This window comes from Kitasatospora sp. NPDC091207 (assembly GCF_044768625.1).
GTDB lineage: Bacteria > Actinomycetota > Actinomycetes > Streptomycetales > Streptomycetaceae > Kitasatospora.
Genome location: NZ_JBIVVS010000008.1, coordinates 111,764 through 133,424 on the forward strand (window position 1 = coordinate 111,764; position 21,661 = coordinate 133,424).

The following is a 21,661-nucleotide window of genomic DNA, read 5'->3' on the forward strand; positions in this document are numbered from 1 at the left end:
TACGACGGTGCCGGGGCGGCCGGGCGTGGCCGGGCGGTCCGGGAGGCGGACGCACGACGGGCGCCGTCGCCCCCGCGGCGTGCGGGGGGACGGCGCCCGGGGCGACCGCGGACTCAACTGAGCCGGCGGGTGAGCGGGGTGTCGGAGCGGGTGAAGAGGACGGCCAGCAGCCCGGCGACCAGCGGGACGGCGAGGGTGGTGAGCGCGATGTCCGTCCAGGGCACCACGATCGGGTCGGTGGCCCCGGGGTAGTCGACGGCGCGGGCCTTGAGCAGGGCGACCGCCGGGACGAACCCGTTGACGGTGCCGAGGGCGGCGCCGAGCACGGCGATCAGCGCGCACTGGATGCCGGAGAGGCTGCGGCGGATCCCCGGGGGCGCTCCGACGGCCGCGAGGGTCGCCTGGTCCCGTCGGGAGTCGGCGGCGGCGAGGCCGGTGGCGATGCAGGCGGCGCCGAGCACGACCAGCGCGGCGAAGCCGGTGAGGGCGAGGGTCGGCAGGTCGCTCTTCGACTGGAACCCGCGTTCCACGTCGAACGAGGCGCTCGGCAGGATCTGGTCGGCGGTGGCCCCGGCGCGCTGGGTCGCCTTGCGGTCCGGCGCGGTGGCCGGCAGCCAGACCGAGCCGGTGGGCCGCACGGTCAGGTGCAGGCCCGTGATCGTCCGGGGGCTGATGACGGCGGCCCCGTACCGGGCGGCGGCCGGGTTGTCGACCAGGACGGCGTCGACGGCGATCTCGCGGACCTCCTGGGTCGGGTTGACACCCGGCTGCGGCGGGGCGGTGAAGCCGCCGGTCAGCTGGAGCAGCACCTTGTCGCCGTTGAGCTGGGCGCGGTCGAAGACCACGGCCTTGCCCGCCGCCAGGGCCTGTTCGGCGGCCGCGTCACGGACGGCGAAGGCGTTGCGCAGGACGACCGCGTCGCCGACCACCAGGGGGCGCGGCCCGCGGCCCAGGCCGTCCTTGACGGTGACGCTGCTGGAGCACTCGGCGCACCAGGAGTAGACCGCGGTGGAGAGATCGGCGCGCTCGCCGAGGTCCGGGAGGTCCTGCTCGATCGCCGCGCGCAGCCGGGGGAGCTGGGGGGTGTCGGTGAGCACGCCGAGCGAGACGGAGTTGACCGGGCTGTGCGGCCGGTAGGCGGCCGCGTCCCGGGCGTCGCTGCTGGCGGTGTAGAGGCCGACGGCCACCGAGCCGGCGACGGCGGCCATCACGGCCGCGATCGCCGGGGCGGTGCGGCCGCGGTGACGGGCCGAGTCGCGCAGGGCGAGCCGGCCGCCGAGCGGCAGGAAGCGGGCGAGCCGGCCGCACAGGGCGATCAGCAGCGGGGTGAGGGCGAGCAGGCCCAACTCGGCGACGGCCGATCCCGCGAGCACCATCAGGGTCTGCGCGTCCAGGCCGGCGAAGACCGGCAGACCGCGTCCGGTGCCGTCGTCGGTGCCCACCGCGAGCAGCGCGGTGGCCGCGCCGGCGACGAAGAGCACCAGGCCGGCGGCGGTGGTCCAGCGGCTCGGCGGCTTGACGGTGTCGCGGCCGGTGAGGCCCGCGGCGACGCTCTGCCGGGCGGCCTGCAGGGCGGGCAGCGCCGCGGCGAGCAGGGCGGTGAGGACGCCGACGAGGGCGATCGCGAGCAGGTCCGGCGCTTCGAGGCCGAAGTGGCCGAACCGGGTGCCGGCGGTCTCCTCGATCCACGGGCGGAGGGCGGCGACCAGGCCGGTGCCGAGCACCACGCCGGCGACCGCGCCGACCGTGCCGAGGACCACGCCCGAGCCGAGCACGATGGCCGCGATGTGGCCCCGGTCGCCACCGCTCGCCCCGACCAGCGCGAGCTGCCGGCGGGAGCGGCGGGCACCGACCGCGAAGGCGGGCCCGGCGAGCAGGGCGACCTCCAGCAGGGCCATCCCCGCGACGGTGGCCACCACGACGGTGCTGTCGGAGCGCAGCGCGCTGCCGGAGCCGAACGTCAGCGGGGCGTGGTTGTTGTACGGCACCTGCGACTCGGCGGGCGGGTCGAGCGCCACCGCGCGCGAGGTCGCGCTGAAGCCGTAGCGGTTCAGCTCCTTGACGCCCTCCCAGTCGAGGGTCTTCCCGCCGGGCAGCCGGAGCAGCCAGGCCGGCTTGCCCGGCGTGGACCGCTCGCCGGCCCCGGTCGGGGGCTTGGCGGCGGCCGGCGCGGCCGCGACGAGCTGGGCGAGGACCTCGCCGGGGCGGCCGACGATCTCGACCTTGGCGAGGTCACCGGGGTGCTCGACGACTCCGGTCACGGTGAACGGCGTCTTCTCCAGCCCCTTGAGGGTGGTGGTGTCGCCGAGCCGCAGGCCGGACTCGGTGAGGAACTCCCGGGTGACGGCCGCTTCGTGCGGAGCGTTCGGGGTGCGGCCCTCGACCAGCTCCAGCCGGCCCTTCCAGACCGGATCGGTGAGGTCGGCCTCGGCGGTCTCGGTCCGCAGCAGGCCGTTGGGCGAGCCGGCGCTCGCGTTGAGCCCGGAGGCGGCCGGCAGCAGGGTGGCGCCGGGCAGCAGCTCCCGCAGCAGGGCGGCCGGGTCGGCGCCGGCGCTGCGGGTCTGCTCCGCGCTCGGTGCCTGGCCGGGCCGGACGCCGAGGGCGAGCGTGCCGTCCTCGGCGAAGGGGAGCTGTTCGACCGTGCTGCCCGGCTCGTGGGCGGTGACGAGCGCGTCGGCCCCGCCGAGCAGCCGTTCGACCCGCTCCGCCGGGGCGAGTTGGCCGCTGCGGTAGACGATGTCGGCGCCGGCGACGCCGAGGACGGGCAGCGAGATCATGGCGATGACGAGGGCGCTGCGGCCCTTGGCGCGCAGGGCGTCTCGGCGGGCGATCCGCAGGGCGACCTTCAGGGGGCCGAGCTTCATCCGGTGGCCTCCGTCCGGTTCCCGTGGCGGGCGGCCATCGTGTGCAGGCTCGTGGCGCTGCGGCCGAAGCCCTCGTCGACGATCAGCCCGTCGCGGAGGAAGACGACGCGGTCGGCCCAGGTGGCGTGCCGGGGTTCGTGGGTGACCATCATCGCGGCGGCGCCGGCGTCGCAGCGGGCGCGCAGCACGGCGAGGACGGCCTCGCCGGTGGTGGAGTCGAGGGCGCCGGTGGGCTCGTCGGCGAGGACGAGGCGGCGGTCGCCGATCAGGGCGCGGGCGATGGCGACGCGCTGCTGCTGGCCGCCGGACATGTCGTCGGGGAAGCGGTCGGCGAGCTCGGGGATGCCGAGCTCCTCCAGCGCGGCCCGCGCCTCACGGCGCGTCACCTTCGCCGGGGCGCCGTCGAGTTCGCGCGGCAGCGCGATGTTCTCGGCGGCGGTGAGGGCCGGCACCAGGTTGTAGTCCTGGAACACGTAGCCGATCGAGTGCCGCCGCGCCGCGGCCAGCTTCTTGCGGCTGAGTCCGCCCAGCGCGACGCCCTCGACCAGGACCTGGCCGGTGCTCGGGGTGTCCAGGCCGCCGGCGAGCGCCAGCAGGGTCGACTTGCCGGACCCGGACGGGCCCATCACGGCGACGAACTCGCCGGCCCGCACTTTGAGGTCCACCCCGCGCAGCGCGTGCACCTCGGCCGCGCCCCGGCCGTGCACCCGGGTGACGTTGTCCAGGTGCAGCACCGGGTCGGTGCCGTTCCTGGACGGACTGGTCTGGAACATGGGTCCCCCTTGTTGAGGATCGGGCGTCGGGAAGCCCTCGGACGGCGGGGCGGAAAGCCTCCTGGCCGGGCCGGGCTTGCATACCCCGTATGTATATCGCACCTGCCGAGGAAAAGTATATGCAGGTTGACGACATATCTCGTCCAGTGGGTGGTTCGGGGTCCGCCGAGCCGGCGTCGGGGGCCCCGTCGAGCCGGCTTCCGGGGCCCGCCGAGCCGGCGTCCGGGTCTCGTCGCGCTGCCGTCCGGGCCGCGCTCGTGCTCGCCGGCGGGCGGTCGCCGGTGCGAAGGGCCGCCGGCCACACCCGTTCGCCCCGGCGGACGTCAGGAAGCCGTCAAGGAGGGCCCGTCGCGCGTAGGCCCCGCGTCAAGGCCGGCCGCGGCCGGGGCGGACCGGGGCTCCACTGGAGCTGCGGGCCCGCACCGGCGCCCGCGGCCACTCCGGAAGGAACGTTCGCCATGAGCGACACCCAGGCCCGCTTCGCCGTCACGGCCGGCCCGGCCGCCACCGTCACCGCCGGCACCGTCACCACGGCCGTCACCGCCGGAGGGCGGCTCGCCGCCGTCGGGCCCGACGCCGTACCGCCGCGCCGCCGCCCCGCGCCGATCGCCGCCCTCCGGCGGGCGGACGCGCTCGGGCCGGCGGACGCCCTCCGGCCGGGGGAGGACCAGGACGGTGACGAGCCGTCCACCGCCGCCGCCCGGTCCTCGCGCGGCCGGGCGGCGCACTGCCGGATCGCCCTGCACTACCTCGACTGACGCCGCCCGCGCCGGGTCCGACACCCCCGGCGCGCCGACCCTCCCGACCTCCCCCGCAGGAGCAGCCCGCCATGACGAAGCAGTCCGCCACCCCGACCGCCGTCCTCCCCGCCCCCGCCCGCCGGGCCGAATCCGCGCCGGCCGCCGGGCCCGGCACCGCGCCGCCCGGTGCGCCCGGTACCGCACCGGGCGGGTCCCCCGGGACCGCCGCGCCGCTCGGTGCCCCCTGGCCGGCCTCGGCGCACGCCGCCCCCGGCGGGGACCTGCTGGTGGGCGGGGTCGGCCTGGCCGAGGCCGCCGACCGGTTCGGCACCCCGCTGTACCTCCTGGACGAGGAGGAGGTACGGGCCCGCGCCCGCGCCTACCGGCAGGCCCTGCCGCAGGCCGACGTGCTCTACGCGGCCAAGGCGTTCCTCTGCGGCGCGATGGCCGACTGGGTCGCCGAGGAGGGCCTGGGGCTGGACGTCTGCTCGTCCGGTGAGCTCTTGCTGGCCACCTCCGCCGGGTTCCCCGCGCAGCGGATCGTGCTGCACGGCAACGCCAAGACGCCGGAGGAGCTGAGGCTCGCCCGGCGGCTGCGGGTCGGCCGGATCGTCATCGACGGGCCGGGCGAGATCGCCCGGCTGGCGGCCCTGGTGGCGGCGGACACACCGCAGCGGGTGCTGGTCCGGGTGGTCCCGGGCATCGCGGCCGGCCACCACGAGGCGGTGCGCACGGGCGTCGGCGGCCAGAAGTTCGGCTTCCCGATCGCCGGTGGGGACGCGGCCGACGCGATCGCCCGGGTGCTGGCCCAGCCCGGGCTCGACCTGGTCGGCCTGCACTGCCACCTGGGCTCGCAGATCACCGAGGTCGAGCCCTACCTCGCCGCCGTGGACACCGTGGTCGCCTTCCTCGCCGAGGTGCGCGACCGGCACGGCGTCGAGCTGCCCGAGCTGGACCTCGGCGGCGGCCACGGCATCCGCTACCTGCCCGGGGACGACGCCTTCGACCTCGCCGGCTTCGCCGCCCTGGTGCCGCGGCGGCTCGCGGCCCGCTGCGCCGGGGCCGGGCTCGCGGTTCCGCGCCTCGTGGTCGAGCCCGGCCGGGCCGTCGCCGGGCCGGCCGGGGTGGCCCTCTACCGGGTGCTGTCCGTGAAGCACGGCGCCGACGGCCGGGTCTTCGCCGCCGTCGACGGCGGCATGAGCGACAACCCGCGGCCCGCACTCTACGGCGCCCCGTACACCGTGCGGCTGGTCGGCCGGCACTCCGACGCCCCGCCGGCCCGTACGGACGTGGTCGGCCGGCACTGCGAGGCCGGCGACGTGCTGGTCCGGGGCGCCGGCCTCCCGGCCGACCTGCGGGCCGGGGACCTGCTGGCCGTCCCGGCCGCCGGTGCCTACCAGTTCTCGATGGCCTCCGGCTACAACCTGGTCGGGCGCCCGGCCGTCGCCGCCGTCCGGGACGGCCGGGCCCGGCTGCTGATCCGCCGTGAGACCGTCGAGGACTTCCGCGCCCGCGAGGTCGGCCGCTGACCGGGCCCCGGACCCGGGCCCGGCCGGCCCGGGTCCGGGGTGTGGCGGGCGGTCACGAGGCCCGGTGCACGACCTCCCCGTCGACGACGCTCAGCTCGACGCGGGCCTCCAGGATCGCCTTCGGGTCGAGGGCGAACAGGTCGTCGGAGAGCAGCACGAGGTCGGCGAGCTTGCCGGGCGTGAGCGACCCGAGCCGGTCGTCCAGGAAATTGGCGTGGGCACTGCCGAGCGTGTACCCGCGCAGGGCGGTGGCCAGCGACACGGTCTCCTCGGCCATCCACGGGTCGCCGCCGGCCAGTCCCCGGCGGGTGACGGCGGTGTAGAGGCCGACCAGCGGGTCCATCTCGGCGACGTTCCAGTCGCTGGAGAAGGCCAGTGTCGCCCCGGCCTCCTGGAGGCTGCGCATCGGCCAGGCCTTGGACCAGCGCCCCTCGCCGACCGCCTCGGCCCAGTCCTTGCCGGGGCCGGCGATGTCGGGGGAGCAGTGCCGGGGCTGCATGCAGGCGACGACGCCGAGTTCGGCGAAGCGCGGCACGTCGGCCGGGTCGAGGCACTCGACGTGGACGACCTGGTGCCGGGCGTCGCGCGGGCCGTTGACCCGGCGGGCGTGCTCGACGGCGTCCAGCACGGTGCGGATGCCGCGGTCCCCGGTCGCGTGCACGAAGGCCTGGAAGCCGGCCGCGTCGAGCGCCGTCAGCAGCTCGGCGAACTCCTCGGCGGGGTAGAAGGTCTCGCCGCGGTGGCTGTGGTGGCCCGCGTAGGGCTCCAGCAGCGCGGCGGTGTGCGGTTCCACCACGTCGTCGATGTACAGCTTCAGCGGGCCGACCCGGAACCGGTCGCCGGTGTGACGGCGGGCGGCCGCCGCGAACTCGGCGAGGTCCGCCGCGGTGGTGCCGCGCGGGTGGAACAGCGCGGCGACCAGCCGGGAGCGCAGCCGGCCCTCGGCGATGGCCCGCTCGAACAGGGCGAGGTCGTCCAGGGAGTTCTGCGGTTCGACGACGGTGGTGATGCCGTAGCGGGCGGCCAGGTCGAGGCTGGCGGCGAGACGTCCGTACTGCCGGTCGGGGTCGGCCCACGGCACGCCGGCGGCGCGCAGCGCGCGGTGCCCGTCGCGGGAGAGGCCGCGCACCGCGAAGTCGGTGAGGAAGCCGGTGGGTTCGCCGGTGGCCGGGTCCTTGCGGACGGTGCCGAAGGCGAGTTCGCGGGTGTCGGCGGTGATGCCCAGGCGGCGCAGCGCGGCGGTGTTGAGCCAGGCGGTGTGCACGTCGTAGCTGAGCACGAGGGCGGGGCGGTCGCCGGTGTACGGGTCGAGGTCGGCGGCGGTGGGCATCCGGCCGCCCGGGACGGCGGAGTAGTCGAACGCCTCGGCCTCGATCCAGTCGGCGTCGGGGTTGCGGTCCAGCCACTCGGTGATCCGGCGGCCGATCTCGGGCAGGTCGGCGGCGCCGGCGAGTTGGACGCAGGCGGCGTCGGAGCCGAGCCGGACGTGGTTGTGGCTGTCGACGAAGCCCGGCACCAGCAGGCGCCCGCGGCCGTCGACGACCTCGGTGGCGGGGCCGGCCAGGGCGCGCCAGTCGGCGCCGTCGCCGACATGGACGATCCGGCCGTCGCGGACGGCGACCGCCTCGGCGCGCGGGCGCCGGTCGTCCACGGTGTGGACGTGGGCGTTGTGGACGATCAGGTCGGCGGGGCGGTTCACGAGTTCTCCGAGGCGGTGGCGGTGACGGCAGCGGGGGTGCGGTCGGCGGCGGTGGCGGGTCCGTCGGCGGCGGTGCGCGGGGCGTCGGCCTGGTCGGCCGGGAGGCTGAGCACCCAGTGGGTCGCGCTGCGCGGGCGCAGGTAGAGGAACCAGTACAGGACGCCGACGAGCAGCACCGCGAGGGTGATCAGCAGGTCCCGCCCGGCCTGCTGGGTGAGCGCGTAGCCGAGCACGACGGTGGTGAGCACGGGGGCGACGGGCCAGAGCGGCATCCGCCAGGCGGCCGTGTCCCGGTGGCGGCCGCGTCGGGCGAGCAGCGCGGCGACCCCGAGCAGCAGGTAGATCACGGCGACGACGACACCGGTGAAGCCGAGCAGCGCGTCGATCGGCACGGTCAGGGCCAGGACGGCGCCGGGCGCGCCGATCGCGAGCGTGGCGACCCACGGCGAGCCCCAGCGCGGGTGCAATGTGCCGAGCGCCCGGTTGACCGGGTCGGGCCAGGTGCGGTCGCGGGCGGAGGCGTACAGCACCCGGCCGTTCTGGATCACCATGACGATGACGGCGTTGAGGATGGCGGCGGCGATGCAGAGGCTGACGAAGGTGCCCACCGTGCTGCCGGCCCAGGAGTCGACGATGGCGACCAGGTCGCCGGCGGCCAGCCGGTCGGGCGAGTCGACCCCGAGGCAGATCGCCACGACCGGGACGGTGATCACCACGACCCCGGCCAGTAGCGACCAGAGCACCGTACGGGCGACCGAGCGGCGCGGGTCGCGCAGGTCCTCGGAGAGGTAGACGGCGGTGCCGAAGCCGTTGTAGGTGAACATCGCCACGGCGAGCCCGGAGACCAGCAGTCCGAGGGTGAACGGTCCGGTACCGCCCTGCCCGTCCGGGACGACGGCGTGCACCAGCGAGGACACCGGCTGGTGGACGTGGGTGAAGCCGAGCACCGCGACGATCCCGGCGGCGAGCACTTCGAGCCCGAGGAAGACCCCGGTGATCAGCGCGTTGGACTTGATGTCCAGGACGCCGACCGCGACGGCCAGCGCCATCACGGCGGCGCCGGCGACCGCCGGGTCCAGCGAGAGCACCGAGCCGAGGTAACCGGCGGTGCCGAGCGCGATGATCGGCGGGATGACCAGCAGCGAGACGATCGAGATCATGAAGACCAGCCAGCCGGCCAGCCGGCCGAGCACCTGGCCGACGATCGAGTACTCGCCGCCGGCGCTGGGCACCAGGGTGCCGAGTTCGGCGTAGCAGAGGCCGACGCCCAGCGAGAGCACGGCGGCGAGCAGCAGGCTGATCACGGCGCCGCTGCCCTGCGACATCAGCAGCGGGGGGACCACGATGAACAGCGACGAGGCCGGCGTGACACAGGACAGGGTGAGCAGGACCCCGCCGAAGACGCCCAGTGAACGGGGGAGCGCCTCGACCGCGGGCTGGGGGGAGCCGGCGGTCTGTGGGGGAGGGGAAGAGACCATCGGGGGACCGGACTCTCTCACGGGGAAGGTGTCCGACCATTGAAAGGTGGGTGAAAAGAAAGCGTCAAGGGCTTTCGGGTGTCATTTCGCTCAGAGATTTGCCATCAGCCTGCGAATCATCCGCCCGTCGTTAACTAGGCCTACTGAATGCCTATTCGATGGGCAGATCGTAGGTGTAGGACTCCTTGACGATGTCGAGGTGCACCCAGGACTCCGAGCGGGTCACGCCGGGCAGCGCGCGCACCGCCTCCAGGCCGTGCAGCAGCGCCGGGCGGTCCGGGGCGTCCAGTCCGCAGACGAGGTCGAAGCGGCCGTAGCCGGCGGCCACGTAGTTGACGCCCGGCAGCGCGGCGGCCGCCTCCGCGACCTCCCGCACCGGTCCGTGTACCCCGAGCCCCACCCCGGCGGCCTCCCGGACGCCGAGCGCACGGGACTCCACCAGGCCGGTGACATGCACCGCACCGACCTCCAGCAGGCGCAACACCCGTGCCCGGGTGGCGGGTTGGGAGAGGCCGATCCGATCCGCCAGTGCCGCGAAGCTGGCCCGCCCGTCGGCCTGGAGCAGCCCGAGCAGCCGCCGGTCGGTCGCGTCCAGCGCGGGCGGCCCGCCCGGCCGGACGTCCGGGGCGGCCTGCGCGTAGGCGTCCCGGACCAGCTCGGTGCAGCGGAACACCTCGACGCCGCGCACCCCGGGCACCGCCCGCAGCGCGGCGAACTCGCGCTCCAGCGCGGCGTCGTCGGCCACCCTGAGCTCGGCCAGCACGCTCCGCGGACCGGCGGTGCAGGAGACGAAGCTGGCCGCCCGCCGTCCGGCGGCCGCCGCCGCCACCGGCCGGGCGGGGCCGGCGACGTCCAGGGAGACGTGGGCGACGGTGGTGATCCCGGCCACGGCGGGGGGCACGATGCCGACGATCCGCACCTCGCCCCGGGTCAGCAGCCGCTGCACCCGGGCCCGCGCGGCCTCCCGGGAGATCTCCAGCAGCTCGGCGAGCCGCTGGTAGCTGACGCGGCCGTCGCGCTGGAGTTCGCGTACGAGGGCGGCGTCCGTGGTGTCGAGCACGAGGGGCTCCCGGGGCGGCGGGGTGGCTGGTCCCGGCAATCTATCCGGCCCCCGCCGGGCCGAGTGCGCGCGGGTCGGCCGGGGCCGGGTGGGCGGGCGCACGGCGCCCCGCGCCGGTGGCGGGCGCGAGTCCGCCGTCGGTGGAGGGTTACCGCAGGTGGGGCGCGTCGTTGTCCAGGCATGAGAAACGACCTCCAGGCCTTCGCCTTCGCAGGCGAAGAAACGATTCCTCATGAGCAGGCCCCGATCTTCACGCACCTCGTCGCGCTCTGGACCGGCTACGGGCGCACCGTGCCCGGCCAGGTCGACCACGAGTGGCACCGGCTGGTGCAACCACCCCGGTTCCTCCCGACCGTCCTCGGCGCCACGGGGCAGCCGGAATGACCGGCCGGGAGACGCCGCAGGTCCCCCCGCAGCGCTCCGGTGCTCCGGTGGCGGCCCTGGACCTCGACCTGCGGGCGCTCGTCTGCCCCGGTCTCAGCGTCTGCGTGAAGGCGCGCCTGCGCTACGACGTGGCCGAGCCCTACGCGGTCTACCTGGACAGCCATGTCGACCGGGCCGACCCGATCACCTGGATGTTCGCGCGGGAGCTGCTGGCTGCGGGTGTGACGCGGGCGGTGGGCATCGGCGACGTGTCGATCCGGCCGGGCACCGGGGAGGACGCCGGCAGCGTGCTGGTCCTGCTCGGCGGGGACGAGGGAAGCGTCGTGCTCCGGGCCCGGACCGCCGAGGTCACGTCCTTCCTCGCACGCGCGGACCGCCTGGTCCCGCCGGGCCGCGAGCACGAGTACGTCGACCTGGACGGGCTGGTGCGCCGCCTGCTCGACCACGGGCGGCCCTGGTCGTGACGGTGACGGTGGCAGGGCCGGGGCGGCCGACACCGGGGGTGGGGGCCGGCCGACCTGGCCGAGGGGCCGTCGTAGGCGTGGGCGGGCCGTCCTACGCGTGGGCGGTCGGGGCGGGGAGCGCCCACAGGTCTGCCGGAGCGTCGACCCGCCGGCCCTCCAACTGCTCCGGAGGCATGAACTGCGGGGTGCCGATGACGGTGTTCGTCCCGGTCAAGGGCTCGGTGGCGTCGAGGAGTCGGGCGATGCCGAAGTCCGTGATGACCAGGCGGTCCCCGCTCACCAGCACGTTGTCCGGCTTCAGATCGCGGTGCACCACTCCGGCGGCGTGCGCATGGGCGAGGGCGTCCGCGAGTTCGGCACCGAGGTCCGCGACCCGCTCCCGGTCGAGGCGCCCTTCGGCATGGATCAGACCCGCGAGCGAGGGGCCGGCGATGAACTCCATGACGATCCACGGAACGCCCTGATGGTGCACGACGTCGTGCACCGTCACGATGCCAGGGTGCCGCAGCCGCGCCGCGGCGCGCGCCTCGCGCTCCGTGCGCGCGATCGGCTCGGAGCGCAGGTCCGCCGCCGCGTCGGGCGGCAGCAGCACCTCCTTGACCGCCACCTCACGATCGAGCAGCTCGTCGTGGCCACGCCACACACGACCCATTCCCCCGCGCCCGACCGGGTCGACCAGTCGATAGCGCCCACCCACCAGCTCCCCGGCCGCGCCCGTCATGCCGGTCACCCTGCGGGGGTGCCCCGCCCCACGGCGCCGGGGGTCGGATTTCCGCGTCGAGCGGGGAGCGCGGTCCTCCGGTCAGCCGGTCTTGGCGGGCGGGGTCGCGGCCTGCTGCGCGTTCTTCTCCTTGATCCGCACGGCCTCCTTGCGGACCTCGGCCTGGACGGTGCGCTCGCGCTCCAGCCAGGTGGGGTTCTCCGTCTTCAGGGCCTCGATCTGCTCGGTGGTGAGCGCCTCGGTGACCCCGCCGCGGGCCAGGCCCGAAACGGAGACGCCGAGCTTGGCCGCCACGACCGGGCGGGGGTGCGGGCCGTTGCGCCGCAGGTCCTGGAGCCACCCGGGCGGGTCGGACTGCAGCGTGTTGAACTCCTCGCGGGAGATCACGCCCTCCTGGAACTCGGCGGGGGCGGCGTTGAGGTAGATGCCCAGCTTCTTCGCGGCGGTGGCCGGCTTCATGGTCTGGGTCGTCTTCGACTTGAGCGATGTCATGGTGACTAGGGTAAGCGAGTGAGTGGCGGCCCCGATCACGGTCGGTAGCCTTGCAGCGTGACAGAGATGCAGGCGAACCCCTCGTTCCGGCTGGTATACGTTCCGGGCGTGACACCCGGTAAGTGGGTGCGCGTGTGGCAGGAGCGGCTGCCCGATGTGCCGCTCACCCTGGTCGCGGTGGCGGTGGAGGAGGGCGCGCGGACGCTGGTGGCCGACGAGGCCGACGCCGGGCTGGTCCGGCTCCCGGTCGACCGGGACAGCCTCAGCGCGATCCCGCTCTACACCGAGAGCACGGTGGTGGTCTTCCCGAAGGACCACTGGCTGGCGGCGGCCGAGGAGGTACCCGTCGCGGACCTCGCCGACGAGGTCGTCTTCCATCCGCTGGACGACACCCTGGGCTGGGAGAACCTGCCCGGCCGCCCCGCGATCGAGCGCCCGGCCACCACGGCCGACGCGATCGAACTGGTGGCCGCGGGAGTCGGTGTCCTCCTCGTCCCGCAGTCGCTCGCCCGGCTGCACCACCGCCGGGACCTCATCTTCCGGGCGGTGCCGGACGCGCCGCAGTCGCAGGTCGCCCTGGCCTGGCAGCTGGACCGGACGACCGACCTGATCGAGGAGTTCATCGGGATCGTCCGTGGGCGGACGGTCAACAGCTCGCGCGGCCGGGGCCAGACGGCTCCCGCGGCCGACCAGCCGAAGCAGAAGCCCGGCGCGGCCGCCGGCCGGCCGCGGGCCGGCTCCGGCAAGGCGGCGGCCGGGGGCAAGGCTGGTGCGGGCAAGGCGGGCGCGGGCAAGGCTGGTGCCGGCGGCCGGTCGGGGGGCGGAAAGTCCGGCGGTGGCAAGCCGGGTGCGGGTCGGGCGGGTGCGGGCAAGGCCGGTGCCGCCCGCAAGGGCCGCCCCCGTCGCTCGTCCTGAGCCGTCCCGGCCACGGTCCCGCCCGCGCCTGAGCCGGGGGCGGGGTCGTGGCCGTTCGCCCGGGGCGGCCGGTCAGTGCCGGTGGCCGTCCGGCGCCGGCACGGGGACGGCGGTGGCGGTGGTGGTGCCGGCGGGGAGGGTGAAGGCCGCGGTGTGCACGGTGTCCCGGTGGCGGAAGTCCAGGAAGAGCCGGTAGTCGCCCGCGCTGGGTGCGGTGCCGGTGAAGGTGACGTCCGGGCCGGGGGCGGTGCTGTCCGGGTGGATGTGGAGCTGGGCGAGGTCGCCGGCCCGCAGGGCGACCAGGTGGCCGTAGGCGCCGAGGTAGGGCTGGAGGTCGGTGACGGGCCGGCCGTCCTTGGCCACGGTGAGGGTGAGCCGACCCGGGCGGCCGGGGGTGAGCTCCCCGCCCAGGGTGACGGTGTAGCCGTCCACGGTGACGGTGCGCCCGGTCTCCGGCAGGGGCGCGGGGCGCAGGTCGCCGGCGGCGTGCAGGTCGGCGCCGAGGGTGAGGCCCTCGGTGGAGCCGGCCGGGGTGAACTCGGCGAGGACCCGGTACTCGCCCGCGGCCGGTAGCGCGGCCGGAGTGCTCCAGGTGCCGTCGGCGGCCCGGGTGGGGTGCAGGTGCTGGAAGGTCGAGAGGTCGCGCGGGGCGACCATCAGGTGCAGCTCCCGCTCGTGCGCGGGGAGGTAGGCGGTGACCGGTCGGCCGTCCGCGCCGAGGACGCGCAGCCGCAGGTCCACCGGGGCGCCGGCGGTGACGAACGGGGTGTCCAGGCTGAGGGTGTAGCCGCGTTCGGAGATCTGGAGGCCGCCGGGCAGCCGGTGGGCGTCCGGGGCGGGCGCGACCCCGGCGGTGTCCCGCGGGGCGGGGGCGCCGTGCGCGGCGGTGCCGGGCCGGGGGGCCGGGACGTCTCCGGAGGCCTGGCCGACGCCGTAGGCGGCACCGAACACGGTGGTGAGGCCGGCGGTGAAGGCGGCGATCTTCAGTGCGGTGTTCATGGCGGAACTCCTTCGGGCCCGTGGGGCGGGGGTGCGCCGGATCGTCGGGCACCCGCCGGCCGGCGTCCCGGAGGCGGGAGCCGCGTCCCGAGTGAATACCCCCCTAGGGTATGAAGTCAAGGCATCCAAGGGTTGCGTCGGATACCCCCCATGGGTATTAATGGGATCACGCCGAACGGATACCCCCCATGGGTATGTTGGCGAGATCGTCGGACACCATCGGAGGAAACCATGTCCTGCTGCTCCACCACCGGCACCTGCTCCACCACCGCCGTCGCCGAGCCGACCGCCGCGGTGACCGCGGTCTACGCCGTCGCCGGGATGACCTGCGGCCACTGCGAGCGGTCCGTCGCGACGGCGGTCTCGACCCTGGCCGGCGTCACCGCCGTCCGGGTGGACGTCGAAGCCGGCCTGGTCACCGTCGCGGCCGAGGCCGAGCCGGACGAGGCGGCCCTGCGCACCGCGATCGAAGCGGCGGGCTACCAGCTGACCGGTCGCGTCTGACGGGCGCCGCCCGATCCGCCCCGGAGTCCGGGGCCCGCACCACCCCCGCACAACCCCCCCCGGGGGTATCCGGACCCCGGACCCGCCCCACCCCGACCCACGACTCACGAGGAGCCCAGATGACCACCCAGGCACCCGCCTCCACCGAGGTGGAACTCCAGATCGGCGGCATGACCTGCGCCTCGTGCGCCGCCCGGATCGAGAAGAAGCTCAACCGCATGGACGGTGTCGAGGCCACCGTCAACTACGCCACCGAGAAGGCCAGGCTCGTCGTCGCGGACGGTGTCGAGGTCGCCGATCTGATCGCCACCGTCGAGGCCACCGGCTACACCGCCGCCCTGCCCCGGCCCGTCGCCACCGCGTCGGCCGACGGTGCGGACGGCTCCGACGGCGCCCCCGAGGCGGACGACCTCGCCCCGCTGCGGCAGCGCCTGTTCACCGCGCTCGCCCTGGCCGTGCCGGTGATCGCGATGGCGATGGTGCCGGCGCTGCAGTTCGACAACTGGCAGTGGCTCTCGCTCACCCTGGCGGCGCCCGTCGTCACCTACGCGGCCTGGCCGTTCCACCGGGCCGCCTGGACCAATCTGAAGCACGGCGCCGCGACCATGGACACCCTGGTCTCGGTCGGCACCGGCGCCGCGTTCCTCTGGTCGCTCTGGGCCCTCTTCTTCGGCCACGCCGGTATGCCGGGCATGCGGCACGGCTTCGAGTTCACCATCGCGCGCGGTGACGGCTCCGCCAACATCTACCTGGAGGCCGCGGCCGGCGTCACCGCGTTCATCCTGGCCGGCCGCTACTTCGAGGCGCGCTCCAAGCGCACCGCCGGCGCCGCGCTGAAGGCGCTGCTGGAGCTCGGGGCCAAGGACGTCACCGTGCTGCGGGGCGGCGTCGAGGTCCGCGTCCCGACCGCCGAACTGGCGGTGGGCGACCTCTTCGTGGTCCGTCCGGGCGAGAAGATCGCCACCGACGGGGTGGTCGAGCAGGGCGCCTCCGCGGTGGACGCCTCGATGCTGACCGGCGAGTCCGTCCCGGTCGAGGTCGCGGTCGGCGACACCGTCACCGGGGCCACCGTCAACGCCGGCGGCCGGCTGGTGGTCCGTGCCACCCGGGTCGGCGCCGACACCCAGCTCGCCCGGATGGCCAAGCTGGTCGAGGACGCCCAGAACGGCAAGGCCGCCGCCCAGCGGCTGGCCGACCGGATCTCCGCCGTCTTCGTCCCCGTCGTGATCACCCTGGCGGTCGCCACCCTCGGCTACTGGATCGGCACCGGCGAGGGCTGGACCGCCGCGTTCACGGCCGCGGTCGCGGTGCTGATCATCGCCTGCCCGTGCGCCCTGGGCCTGGCCACCCCGACCGCGTTGATGGTCGGCACCGGACGGGGCGCGCAGCTCGGCATCCTGATCAAGGGCCCGGAGGTGCTGGAGTCGACCCGCCGGGTGGACACCGTCGTCCTGGACAAGACCGGCACCGTCACCACCGGCCGGATGACCCTGCTCGCCGTCCACACCGCCGACGGCGTCACCGAGACCGAGGCGCTGCGCCTGGCCGGCGCCCTGGAACACGCCTCCGAGCACCCGATCGCCCGCGCCATCGCCACCGCCGCGGCCCAGAAGGCGGGCGAACTGCCCGCCGTGGAGGGCTTCGAGAACGTCCCGGGCCTCGGCGTCCAGGGCGTGGTGGACGGGCACGCCGTCCTGGTCGGCCGCGAGCAGCTGCTCGCCGACTGGTCGCAGTACCTGCCGGACCGGCTCGCCGAGGCCAAGCGCGCGGCCGAGGCCGCCGGGCGGACCGCCGTCGCGGTCGGCTGGGACGGCGAGGCGCGCGCCGTGCTGGAGGTCGCCGACGCCGTCAAGCCGACCAGCGCCGAGGCCATCGCCCGGCTGCGCTCCCTCGGGCTCACCCCGATGCTGCTCACCGGCGACAACGCCGCCGTGGCCGCGACCGTGGCCGCCGAGGTCGGTATCAGGCCGCAGGACGTGATCGCCGAGGTGCTGCCGCAGGACAAGGTCGCCACCGTGCGGCGGCTCCAGGCCGAGGGCCGGGTCGTGGCCATGGTCGGCGACGGGGTCAACGACGCCGCCGCCCTCGCCCAGGCCGACCTCGGACTCGCCATGGGCACCGGCACCGACGCCGCCATCGAGGCAAGCGACCTCACCCTCGTCCGCGGCGACCTGCTCGCCGCCGCCGACGCCGTCCGGCTCTCCCGCCGCACCCTGGCCACCATCAAGGGCAACCTCTTCTGGGCCTTCGGCTACAACATCGCCGCCCTGCCACTGGCCGCCGCCGGACTCCTCAACCCCATGATCGCGGGGGCCGCGATGGCCTTCTCCTCCGTCTTCGTGGTGGGCAACAGCCTGCGGCTGCGGACCTTCCGCTGACCTGGCGCCCGAATCGCCGCGGCCGCTCCGCACCCGACCGGGTGGGGAGCGGCCGCGGCGATTCGCCGCCCCGGCCTCCGCACCGCCGCCATCGCCGTGCTGACCGTCACCGGCTCCTGGAGGAGCGTCGAGCCCGGTGTCGGACGGCGCGTCGACTGCTGGGCGCCGCACGCCCGGCCGGCCCCGCCGTGCGGGTCGGCGAGACCTCGGGGGCACGGAAAAGTGCTGGCCGCGGCCGCCCGGCCGCTGGCATGCTGGCCGGGTGGAGAGACCGGAGATCTGGCTGAGCTTCGCCCCCGACCTGCACGTCTTCCTCGCCGCCGGCCGGCGGTCGGAACGGATCGCCCTGCGGACCGACGGGGCCGCGACGCTCGGACACGTGGTGGAGTCGCTCGGCGTTCCGCTGACCGAGGTCGGCACCCTGCTCGTGGACGGGCGGCAGGTGGGCGGGTCCCACGTCCCCGCGGCCGGGGAGCTGATCTCGGTGCGGGCCGTCCGCAGACCGCAACCGTCCGCCGGGCCGCCGCGGTTCCTGCTCGACGTCCACCTCGGGACGCTCGCGCGCCGGCTGCGGCTGCTGGGCGTCGACGCCGCCTACGAGAACCCGGACATCGGCGACGCCGCGCTCGCCGCGCGCTCGGCCGCCGAGCAGCGGGTGCTGCTCTCGCGCGACCGCGGCCTGCTGCGGCGCCGCGAACTCTGGGCGGGCGCCTACGTGTACAGCCACCGGCCCGCCGAGCAACTGCGGGACGTCCTGTCGCGCTTCGCGCCCCCGCTCGCCCCCTGGAGCCGCTGCACCACCTGCAACGGGACGCTGCGCGCCGTCACCAAGACCTCGGTGCGGGACCAGCTCCGGGACGGCACCGAGCGGTCGTACGACGCGTTCGCGCAGTGCGCCGACTGCGGGCAGGCCTACTGGCGGGGCGCCCACCACGCCAGCCTGGACGCGATCGTGGCCGAGGCCGTCCGCGAGTTCGGCCCCCCGGCGGTCACCTGATCGGCGCCGGCCCGCGCGAGCGCCTGCCGGTGCGGGTGCTCGCGCGGGCCCGGCGGAGGGCGTCGTCCTCGCCCCGGGCGTACCGGTGGACCGCCGATCGGGACACGCCCCTGGCACCGACGTGGCGGAGGGGTTCGTCGGGCCGGTCGGCGGCCGCGACGGTCAGGACAGCTTCTTGACCAGCTCGGCGGCGAGCGGGGCGGCGGAGGCCGGGTTCTGGCCGGTGACCAGGTTGCGGTCGACGACCACCTTCGGGGCCCACGGCTCGCCCTCCTGGAAGTCCGCGCCGGCCGCGACCAGGCGGTCCTGGAGCAGCCACTTGGCCTTGTCGGCGAGGCCGGCCTGGGTCTCCTCGGCGTTGGTGAAGCCGGTCAGCCGGTAGCCGGCGAAGGCGTTGGTGCCGTCCGGCAGGGTGGCGGCCAGCAGCGCGGCGGGTGCGTGGCAGACCACGCCGAGCGGCTTTCCGGAGGCCAGGGTGTCGACCAGCAGCCGGCCGGAGACGGGGTCGACGGCGAGGTCCTCCATCGGGCCGTGGCCGCCCGGGTAGAAGACGGCGTCGTGGTCGGCGAGGTCCACGTCCTCCAGCCGCACCGGCCGGCGGAGTTCGGTGAAGGCCTCCAGGCCGGCCGCGATCTTCGCGGCGCCCTCCTCGCCGCCGTTGACCTCGGGGGCCAGGCTGCCCTTGTCGACGGTCGGGACGACCCCGCCCGGGGTGGCGACGGTGACGGTGTGGCCGGCGGCCCTGAACGCCTGGTACGGGGCGACGGCCTCCTCGGCCCAGTAGCCGGTGGGGTGCTGGGTGCCGTCGGCGAGCGTCCAGTAGGTGGCGCCGGTGACGACGAAGAGGATCTTCGACATGCGGGGGCTCTTCTCTGCGGGCGGGCCGGACGGGCCCGGAGGTACGGTCTGACGCCCTGGGAGCACTGACGTTCCCGGTCCGGACCGTCAGTTCGGCGATGGGTCCGACGATAGGCCCGGTGTCCCGGCGGCCACCAATGGCAGATCCGATGGATGCCATAGGAATGCGTATGGGTGCTGGGGATTAGGCTTGCCGGGTGAACCGCCCCGACGCCGAGCGGCCGGCCGTGCCTCCGGCCGCACCGCGGCCGCAGCCTTCCGGTCCGCCGTCGGCCGGGCTGCCGCCGGCCGTGCCCGCCGATTTCAACCTGCTGCGGACCTTCCTGGCCGTCCACCGGGCCGGGTCGTTCACGGCCGCCGCCCAGGTGCTGGGCCTCTCCCAGCCCACGGTGACCACCCAGATCCGCGCGCTGGAGCGCCAGGCCGGGCGCGAGCTGTTCGAACGGTTGCCGCGCGGGGTGGCCCCGACGCCGGTCGCGGAGGAACTGGCCGCCCGGATCGCCGGGCCGCTCGACGCGCTCACCGCCGCCACCGGTGCGGGCACCCGCCCCGAGGCCGGGGCGGAACCGGTCCACCTGGCCGGTCCGGCCGAACTGCTCAGCACGCTGGTGCTGCCCGCGCTCGCCCCGCTGGTCGCCGACGGCGTGCGGCTCCGGGTGACCGCGGGCCTGACCGACCACCTGCTGGGGGAACTGCGCGCGGGCCGCCACGACCTGGTCATCGCGACGACCAGGCCGCGCGGGCGGACCTTGTCGGCCGTGCCGCTGGGCGACGAGGAGTTCGTGCTGGTCGCCGCGCCGGTCTGGGCCGAGCGCGTGCGCGGGCGGCTCGCGGCCGAGGGCCCGGCCGCCCTGCACGAGGTGCCGCTGGTCGCGTATGCCGAGGACCTGCCGATCGTCCGCCGCTACTGGCGCCATGTGTTCGGCCGCCGTCTCTCCTGCCGGGCCGCCCTCACCGTGCCCGATCTGCGCGGGGTCGTCGCCGCGGTGGCCGCCGGGGCGGGCTTCGCGGTGGTGCCGCGCTACCTGTGCGCGGACCGGCTGGCCGACGGCGGCCTCGTCCTGCTGCACGATCCCGAGGACCCGCCGATCAACACCGGCTATCTCGTCCAACGCCCCGGTGCGGACCTGAGCGGGCAGTCGGCCCGGGTCCGGGACCGGCTGCTGGTGGCCGCCCGGACGTGGTGACGGCCCGGACCTGTCGCCCGGCAGGCCCGCCGTCGAGCTCCCGGGGGAGCCGCCAGGAGAACCCCGGGTCCCGGCCCCGGACCCGGGACGAGGCCCCCCGGACCGGCCCCCGACCAGGGCCGCGTCCCTTGACAGGTGGTTCGGGTGCTGGATTACTTGGCCTGTCGAACACTGACCGAATGATCGGTCGGTACCTGGGCGGGCGGGGACGGCGAACGGAGACACGATGAGCGCTGGAGCGACCCAACCGGCCCCCTCGGGTGCGCGCCGCGGTGAGCCGCTCCCGGCCGGGCTGCTCGACGCCGGGGAGCGGCTCACCGCCGAGGAGCTGGCGGAGCACCAGCTGACCCACCTCCGGGCCACCCTGCGCCACGCGTACGACCACGTCGAGCTCTACCGGCGGAAGTTCGACGCGGCCGGGGTGGCCCCCGAGGACTGCCGGACCCTCGCCGACCTGGCCCGGTTCCCCTTCACCACCAAGGCCGACCTGCGGGAGAGCTACCCCTTCGGGATGTTCGCCGTCCCGATGGAGGAGGTCCGGCGGCTCCACGCGTCCAGTGGCACCACCGGCCGGCCCACCGTCGTCGGGTACACCGAGCACGACCTCTCGGTCTGGGCCGATGTCGTGGCCCGCTCCATCCGGGCGGCCGGCGGCCGGCGCGGCCACAAGGTGCATGTCGCCTACGGGTACGGGCTGTTCACCGGTGGCCTGGGCGCGCACTACGGTGCCGAGCGGGCGGGCTGCACGGTGATCCCCGCCTCGGGCGGTATGACGGCCCGGCAGGTGCAGATCATCCGGGACTTCCGGCCCGAGATCATCATGGTCACCCCCTCCTATCTGCTCACCCTGCTCGACGAGTTCGAGAAGCAGGGGGTCGATCCGCGCGGTACCTCGCTGAAGGTCGGGATCTTCGGCGCCGAGCCGTGGACGGAGGCGATGCGCCGCGAGATCGAGGAGCGGATGGACATCCACGCCGTCGACATCTACGGCCTCTCCGAGGTGATGGGCCCGGGCGTGGCCCAGGAGTGCGTGGAGACCAAGGACGGGCTGCACATCTGGGAGGACCACTTCTACCCGGAGGTGGTGGACCCGCTCACCGACCGGGTACTGCCCGACGGCGAGAGCGGCGAGATCGTGTTCACCTCCCTCACCAAGGAGGCGCTGCCGGTCGTCCGCTACCGCACCGGCGACCTCACCCGGCTGCTGCCCGGGACGGCCCGGCCCGCCTTCCGGCGGATGGCCAAGGTCACCGGCCGTTGTGACGACATGATCATCCTGCGCGGGGTGAACGTCTTCCCGACCCAGATCGAGGAGATCCTGCTCCGCACCCCCGCGGTGGCACCGCACTTCCAGCTCCACCTCACCCGCCGGGGCCGGCTGGACCACATGGCGGTCCGGGTCGAGGCCCGCCCGGACGCCGCCCCCGAGCAGCGGGCGGCCGCCGCGTCGGCGATCGCCCGGGGCGTGAAGGACGGGGTCGGCGTCACCGTGGAGGTCGAGGTGGTGGAGCCGTACACGCTGGAACGCTCGGTGGGCAAGATCCGCCGGGTGGTGGACCTGCGGGAGCGGTGAGCGGGGCCGCGGCCGCCGGGTCGCCCTGCGGGGGAGGGTGCCGCCG

19 protein-coding genes are annotated in these 21,661 nt (G+C 75.5%); 10 read left to right on the forward strand and 9 right to left on the reverse strand.

Annotated elements, in window-relative coordinates:
• Positions 1-113: 113 nt before the first annotated feature.
• A complete protein-coding gene (locus ACIQTO_RS16295; RefSeq protein ID WP_402388250.1) occupies positions 114-2,864 on the reverse strand; it encodes an FtsX-like permease family protein in 2,751 nt (916 codons plus the stop codon).
• Positions 2,861-3,637: an ABC transporter ATP-binding protein gene (locus ACIQTO_RS16300; RefSeq protein ID WP_402388251.1), complete on the reverse strand. Its 777-nt coding sequence runs from the start codon at positions 3,635-3,637 to the stop codon at positions 2,861-2,863. Before ACIQTO_RS16300 ends, ACIQTO_RS16295 begins: the two co-directional genes overlap by 4 nt.
• 458 nt (positions 3,638-4,095) lie before the next feature.
• Here ACIQTO_RS16300 and ACIQTO_RS16305 point away from each other — a divergent pair, with 458 nt between their 5' ends.
• Together ACIQTO_RS16305 and lysA are read left to right on the forward strand one after the other, a co-directional pair.
• The gene (locus ACIQTO_RS16305) at positions 4,096-4,395 is read left to right on the forward strand and encodes a hypothetical protein (RefSeq protein WP_402388252.1); all 300 of its coding nucleotides are present in this window, start codon (positions 4,096-4,098) and stop codon (positions 4,393-4,395) included.
• Between the two features lie 71 nt (positions 4,396-4,466).
• Positions 4,467-5,906: a diaminopimelate decarboxylase gene (lysA, locus tag ACIQTO_RS16310; protein ID WP_402388253.1), complete on the forward strand. Its 1,440-nt coding sequence runs from the start codon at positions 4,467-4,469 to the stop codon at positions 5,904-5,906.
• A 52-nt stretch (positions 5,907-5,958) separates the two neighbouring features.
• On the opposite strand, the gene ACIQTO_RS16315 is transcribed toward lysA, so the two are convergent.
• From ACIQTO_RS16315 to ACIQTO_RS16325, 3 genes are all read right to left on the reverse strand, one after another.
• Positions 5,959-7,605, reverse strand: coding sequence for an amidohydrolase (locus ACIQTO_RS16315; RefSeq protein WP_402388254.1), 1,647 nt, complete (start codon positions 7,603-7,605; stop codon positions 5,959-5,961).
• A complete protein-coding gene (locus tag ACIQTO_RS16320) occupies positions 7,602-9,083 on the reverse strand; it encodes an APC family permease (RefSeq protein WP_402388255.1) in 1,482 nt (493 codons plus the stop codon). The genes ACIQTO_RS16315 and ACIQTO_RS16320 overlap by 4 nt, the downstream gene beginning before the upstream one ends.
• Positions 9,084-9,234: 151 nt before the next feature.
• Positions 9,235-10,143 (reverse strand): Lrp/AsnC family transcriptional regulator, encoded by a 909-nt coding sequence (locus ACIQTO_RS16325; protein WP_402388256.1) that lies wholly within the window; start codon positions 10,141-10,143, stop codon positions 9,235-9,237.
• A gap of 180 nt (positions 10,144-10,323) precedes the next feature.
• Between ACIQTO_RS16325 and ACIQTO_RS16330 the strand changes: the two genes are divergently transcribed.
• Positions 10,324-10,527, forward strand: a complete 204-nt coding sequence (locus tag ACIQTO_RS16330) for a hypothetical protein (RefSeq protein ID WP_402388257.1) — start codon at positions 10,324-10,326, stop codon at positions 10,525-10,527.
• Positions 10,524-10,991 carry an SsgA family sporulation/cell division regulator gene (locus ACIQTO_RS16335; RefSeq protein ID WP_402388258.1) on the forward strand — a complete coding sequence of 156 codons (468 nt, stop codon included), beginning with the start codon at positions 10,524-10,526 and terminating at the stop codon, positions 10,989-10,991. The genes ACIQTO_RS16330 and ACIQTO_RS16335 overlap by 4 nt, the downstream gene beginning before the upstream one ends.
• A 91-nt stretch (positions 10,992-11,082) precedes the next feature.
• On the opposite strand, the gene ACIQTO_RS16340 is transcribed toward ACIQTO_RS16335, so the two are convergent.
• Positions 11,083-11,712, reverse strand: a complete 630-nt coding sequence (locus ACIQTO_RS16340; RefSeq protein ID WP_402388393.1) for a serine/threonine-protein kinase — start codon at positions 11,710-11,712, stop codon at positions 11,083-11,085.
• A gap of 81 nt (positions 11,713-11,793) precedes the next feature.
• The gene (locus ACIQTO_RS16345; protein ID WP_402388259.1) at positions 11,794-12,204 is read right to left on the reverse strand and encodes a DUF5997 family protein; all 411 of its coding nucleotides are present in this window, start codon (positions 12,202-12,204) and stop codon (positions 11,794-11,796) included.
• Positions 12,205-12,261: 57 nt separating this feature from the next.
• Here ACIQTO_RS16345 and ACIQTO_RS16350 point away from each other — a divergent pair, with 57 nt between their 5' ends.
• Entirely contained in the window at positions 12,262-13,119 is an 858-nt protein-coding gene (locus ACIQTO_RS16350; RefSeq protein ID WP_402388260.1) for a LysR family substrate-binding domain-containing protein, read from the forward strand.
• Between the two features lie 72 nt (positions 13,120-13,191).
• Here ACIQTO_RS16350 and ACIQTO_RS16355 read toward each other — a convergent pair whose 3' ends face one another.
• Positions 13,192-14,118: a hypothetical protein gene (locus tag ACIQTO_RS16355; protein WP_402388261.1), complete on the reverse strand. Its 927-nt coding sequence runs from the start codon at positions 14,116-14,118 to the stop codon at positions 13,192-13,194.
• Positions 14,119-14,349: 231 nt separating this feature from the next.
• Here ACIQTO_RS16355 and ACIQTO_RS16360 point away from each other — a divergent pair, with 231 nt between their 5' ends.
• The 3 genes from ACIQTO_RS16360 (at position 14,350) to ACIQTO_RS16370 (ending at position 17,997) form a co-directional block, all read left to right on the forward strand.
• Positions 14,350-14,622: a heavy-metal-associated domain-containing protein gene (locus ACIQTO_RS16360; protein WP_402388262.1), complete on the forward strand. Its 273-nt coding sequence runs from the start codon at positions 14,350-14,352 to the stop codon at positions 14,620-14,622.
• Positions 14,623-14,741: 119 nt separating this feature from the next.
• Complete coding sequence (locus ACIQTO_RS16365) at positions 14,742-17,000, forward strand: heavy metal translocating P-type ATPase (RefSeq protein WP_402388263.1); 2,259 nt, start codon at positions 14,742-14,744, stop codon at positions 16,998-17,000.
• A gap of 262 nt (positions 17,001-17,262) precedes the next feature.
• Complete coding sequence (locus tag ACIQTO_RS16370) at positions 17,263-17,997, forward strand: Mut7-C RNAse domain-containing protein (RefSeq protein WP_402388264.1); 735 nt, start codon at positions 17,263-17,265, stop codon at positions 17,995-17,997.
• Between the two features lie 162 nt (positions 17,998-18,159).
• On the opposite strand, the gene ACIQTO_RS16375 is transcribed toward ACIQTO_RS16370, so the two are convergent.
• On the reverse strand, positions 18,160-18,855 hold the full coding sequence (locus tag ACIQTO_RS16375; RefSeq protein ID WP_402388265.1) for a type 1 glutamine amidotransferase domain-containing protein: 696 nt from the start codon (positions 18,853-18,855) through the stop codon (positions 18,160-18,162).
• Positions 18,856-19,133: 278 nt separating this feature from the next.
• Between ACIQTO_RS16375 and ACIQTO_RS16380 the strand changes: the two genes are divergently transcribed.
• Together ACIQTO_RS16380 and paaK are read left to right on the forward strand one after the other, a co-directional pair.
• Positions 19,134-20,042 (forward strand): LysR family transcriptional regulator, encoded by a 909-nt coding sequence (locus ACIQTO_RS16380; RefSeq protein WP_402388394.1) that lies wholly within the window; start codon positions 19,134-19,136, stop codon positions 20,040-20,042.
• Positions 20,043-20,268: 226 nt separating this feature from the next.
• A complete protein-coding gene (gene paaK / locus ACIQTO_RS16385; protein WP_402388266.1) occupies positions 20,269-21,615 on the forward strand; it encodes a phenylacetate--CoA ligase PaaK in 1,347 nt (448 codons plus the stop codon).
• The last annotated feature ends 46 nt before the right edge of the window (positions 21,616-21,661 follow it).

Coding starts and splice junctions, on each gene's coding strand:
- ACIQTO_RS16375 (WP_402388265.1), bottom strand. CDS start 18,855: ATGTCGAAGATCCTCTTCGTCGTCACCGGCGCCACCTACTGGACGCTC.
- ACIQTO_RS16365 (WP_402388263.1), top strand. CDS start 14,742: ATGACCACCCAGGCACCCGCCTCCACCGAGGTGGAACTCCAGATCGGC.
- ACIQTO_RS16300 (WP_402388251.1), bottom strand. CDS start 3,637: ATGTTCCAGACCAGTCCGTCCAGGAACGGCACCGACCCGGTGCTGCAC.
- ACIQTO_RS16330 (WP_402388257.1), top strand. CDS start 10,324: ATGAGAAACGACCTCCAGGCCTTCGCCTTCGCAGGCGAAGAAACGATT.
- ACIQTO_RS16320 (WP_402388255.1), bottom strand. CDS start 9,083: ATGGTCTCTTCCCCTCCCCCACAGACCGCCGGCTCCCCCCAGCCCGCG.
- ACIQTO_RS16355 (WP_402388261.1), bottom strand. CDS start 14,118: ATGAACACCGCACTGAAGATCGCCGCCTTCACCGCCGGCCTCACCACC.
- paaK (WP_402388266.1), top strand. CDS start 20,269: ATGAGCGCTGGAGCGACCCAACCGGCCCCCTCGGGTGCGCGCCGCGGT.
- ACIQTO_RS16305 (WP_402388252.1), top strand. CDS start 4,096: ATGAGCGACACCCAGGCCCGCTTCGCCGTCACGGCCGGCCCGGCCGCC.
- ACIQTO_RS16335 (WP_402388258.1), top strand. CDS start 10,524: ATGACCGGCCGGGAGACGCCGCAGGTCCCCCCGCAGCGCTCCGGTGCT.
- ACIQTO_RS16340 (WP_402388393.1), bottom strand. CDS start 11,712: ATGACGGGCGCGGCCGGGGAGCTGGTGGGTGGGCGCTATCGACTGGTC.
- ACIQTO_RS16345 (WP_402388259.1), bottom strand. CDS start 12,204: ATGACATCGCTCAAGTCGAAGACGACCCAGACCATGAAGCCGGCCACC.
- ACIQTO_RS16360 (WP_402388262.1), top strand. CDS start 14,350: ATGTCCTGCTGCTCCACCACCGGCACCTGCTCCACCACCGCCGTCGCC.
- lysA (WP_402388253.1), top strand. CDS start 4,467: ATGACGAAGCAGTCCGCCACCCCGACCGCCGTCCTCCCCGCCCCCGCC.
- ACIQTO_RS16295 (WP_402388250.1), bottom strand. CDS start 2,864: ATGAAGCTCGGCCCCCTGAAGGTCGCCCTGCGGATCGCCCGCCGAGAC.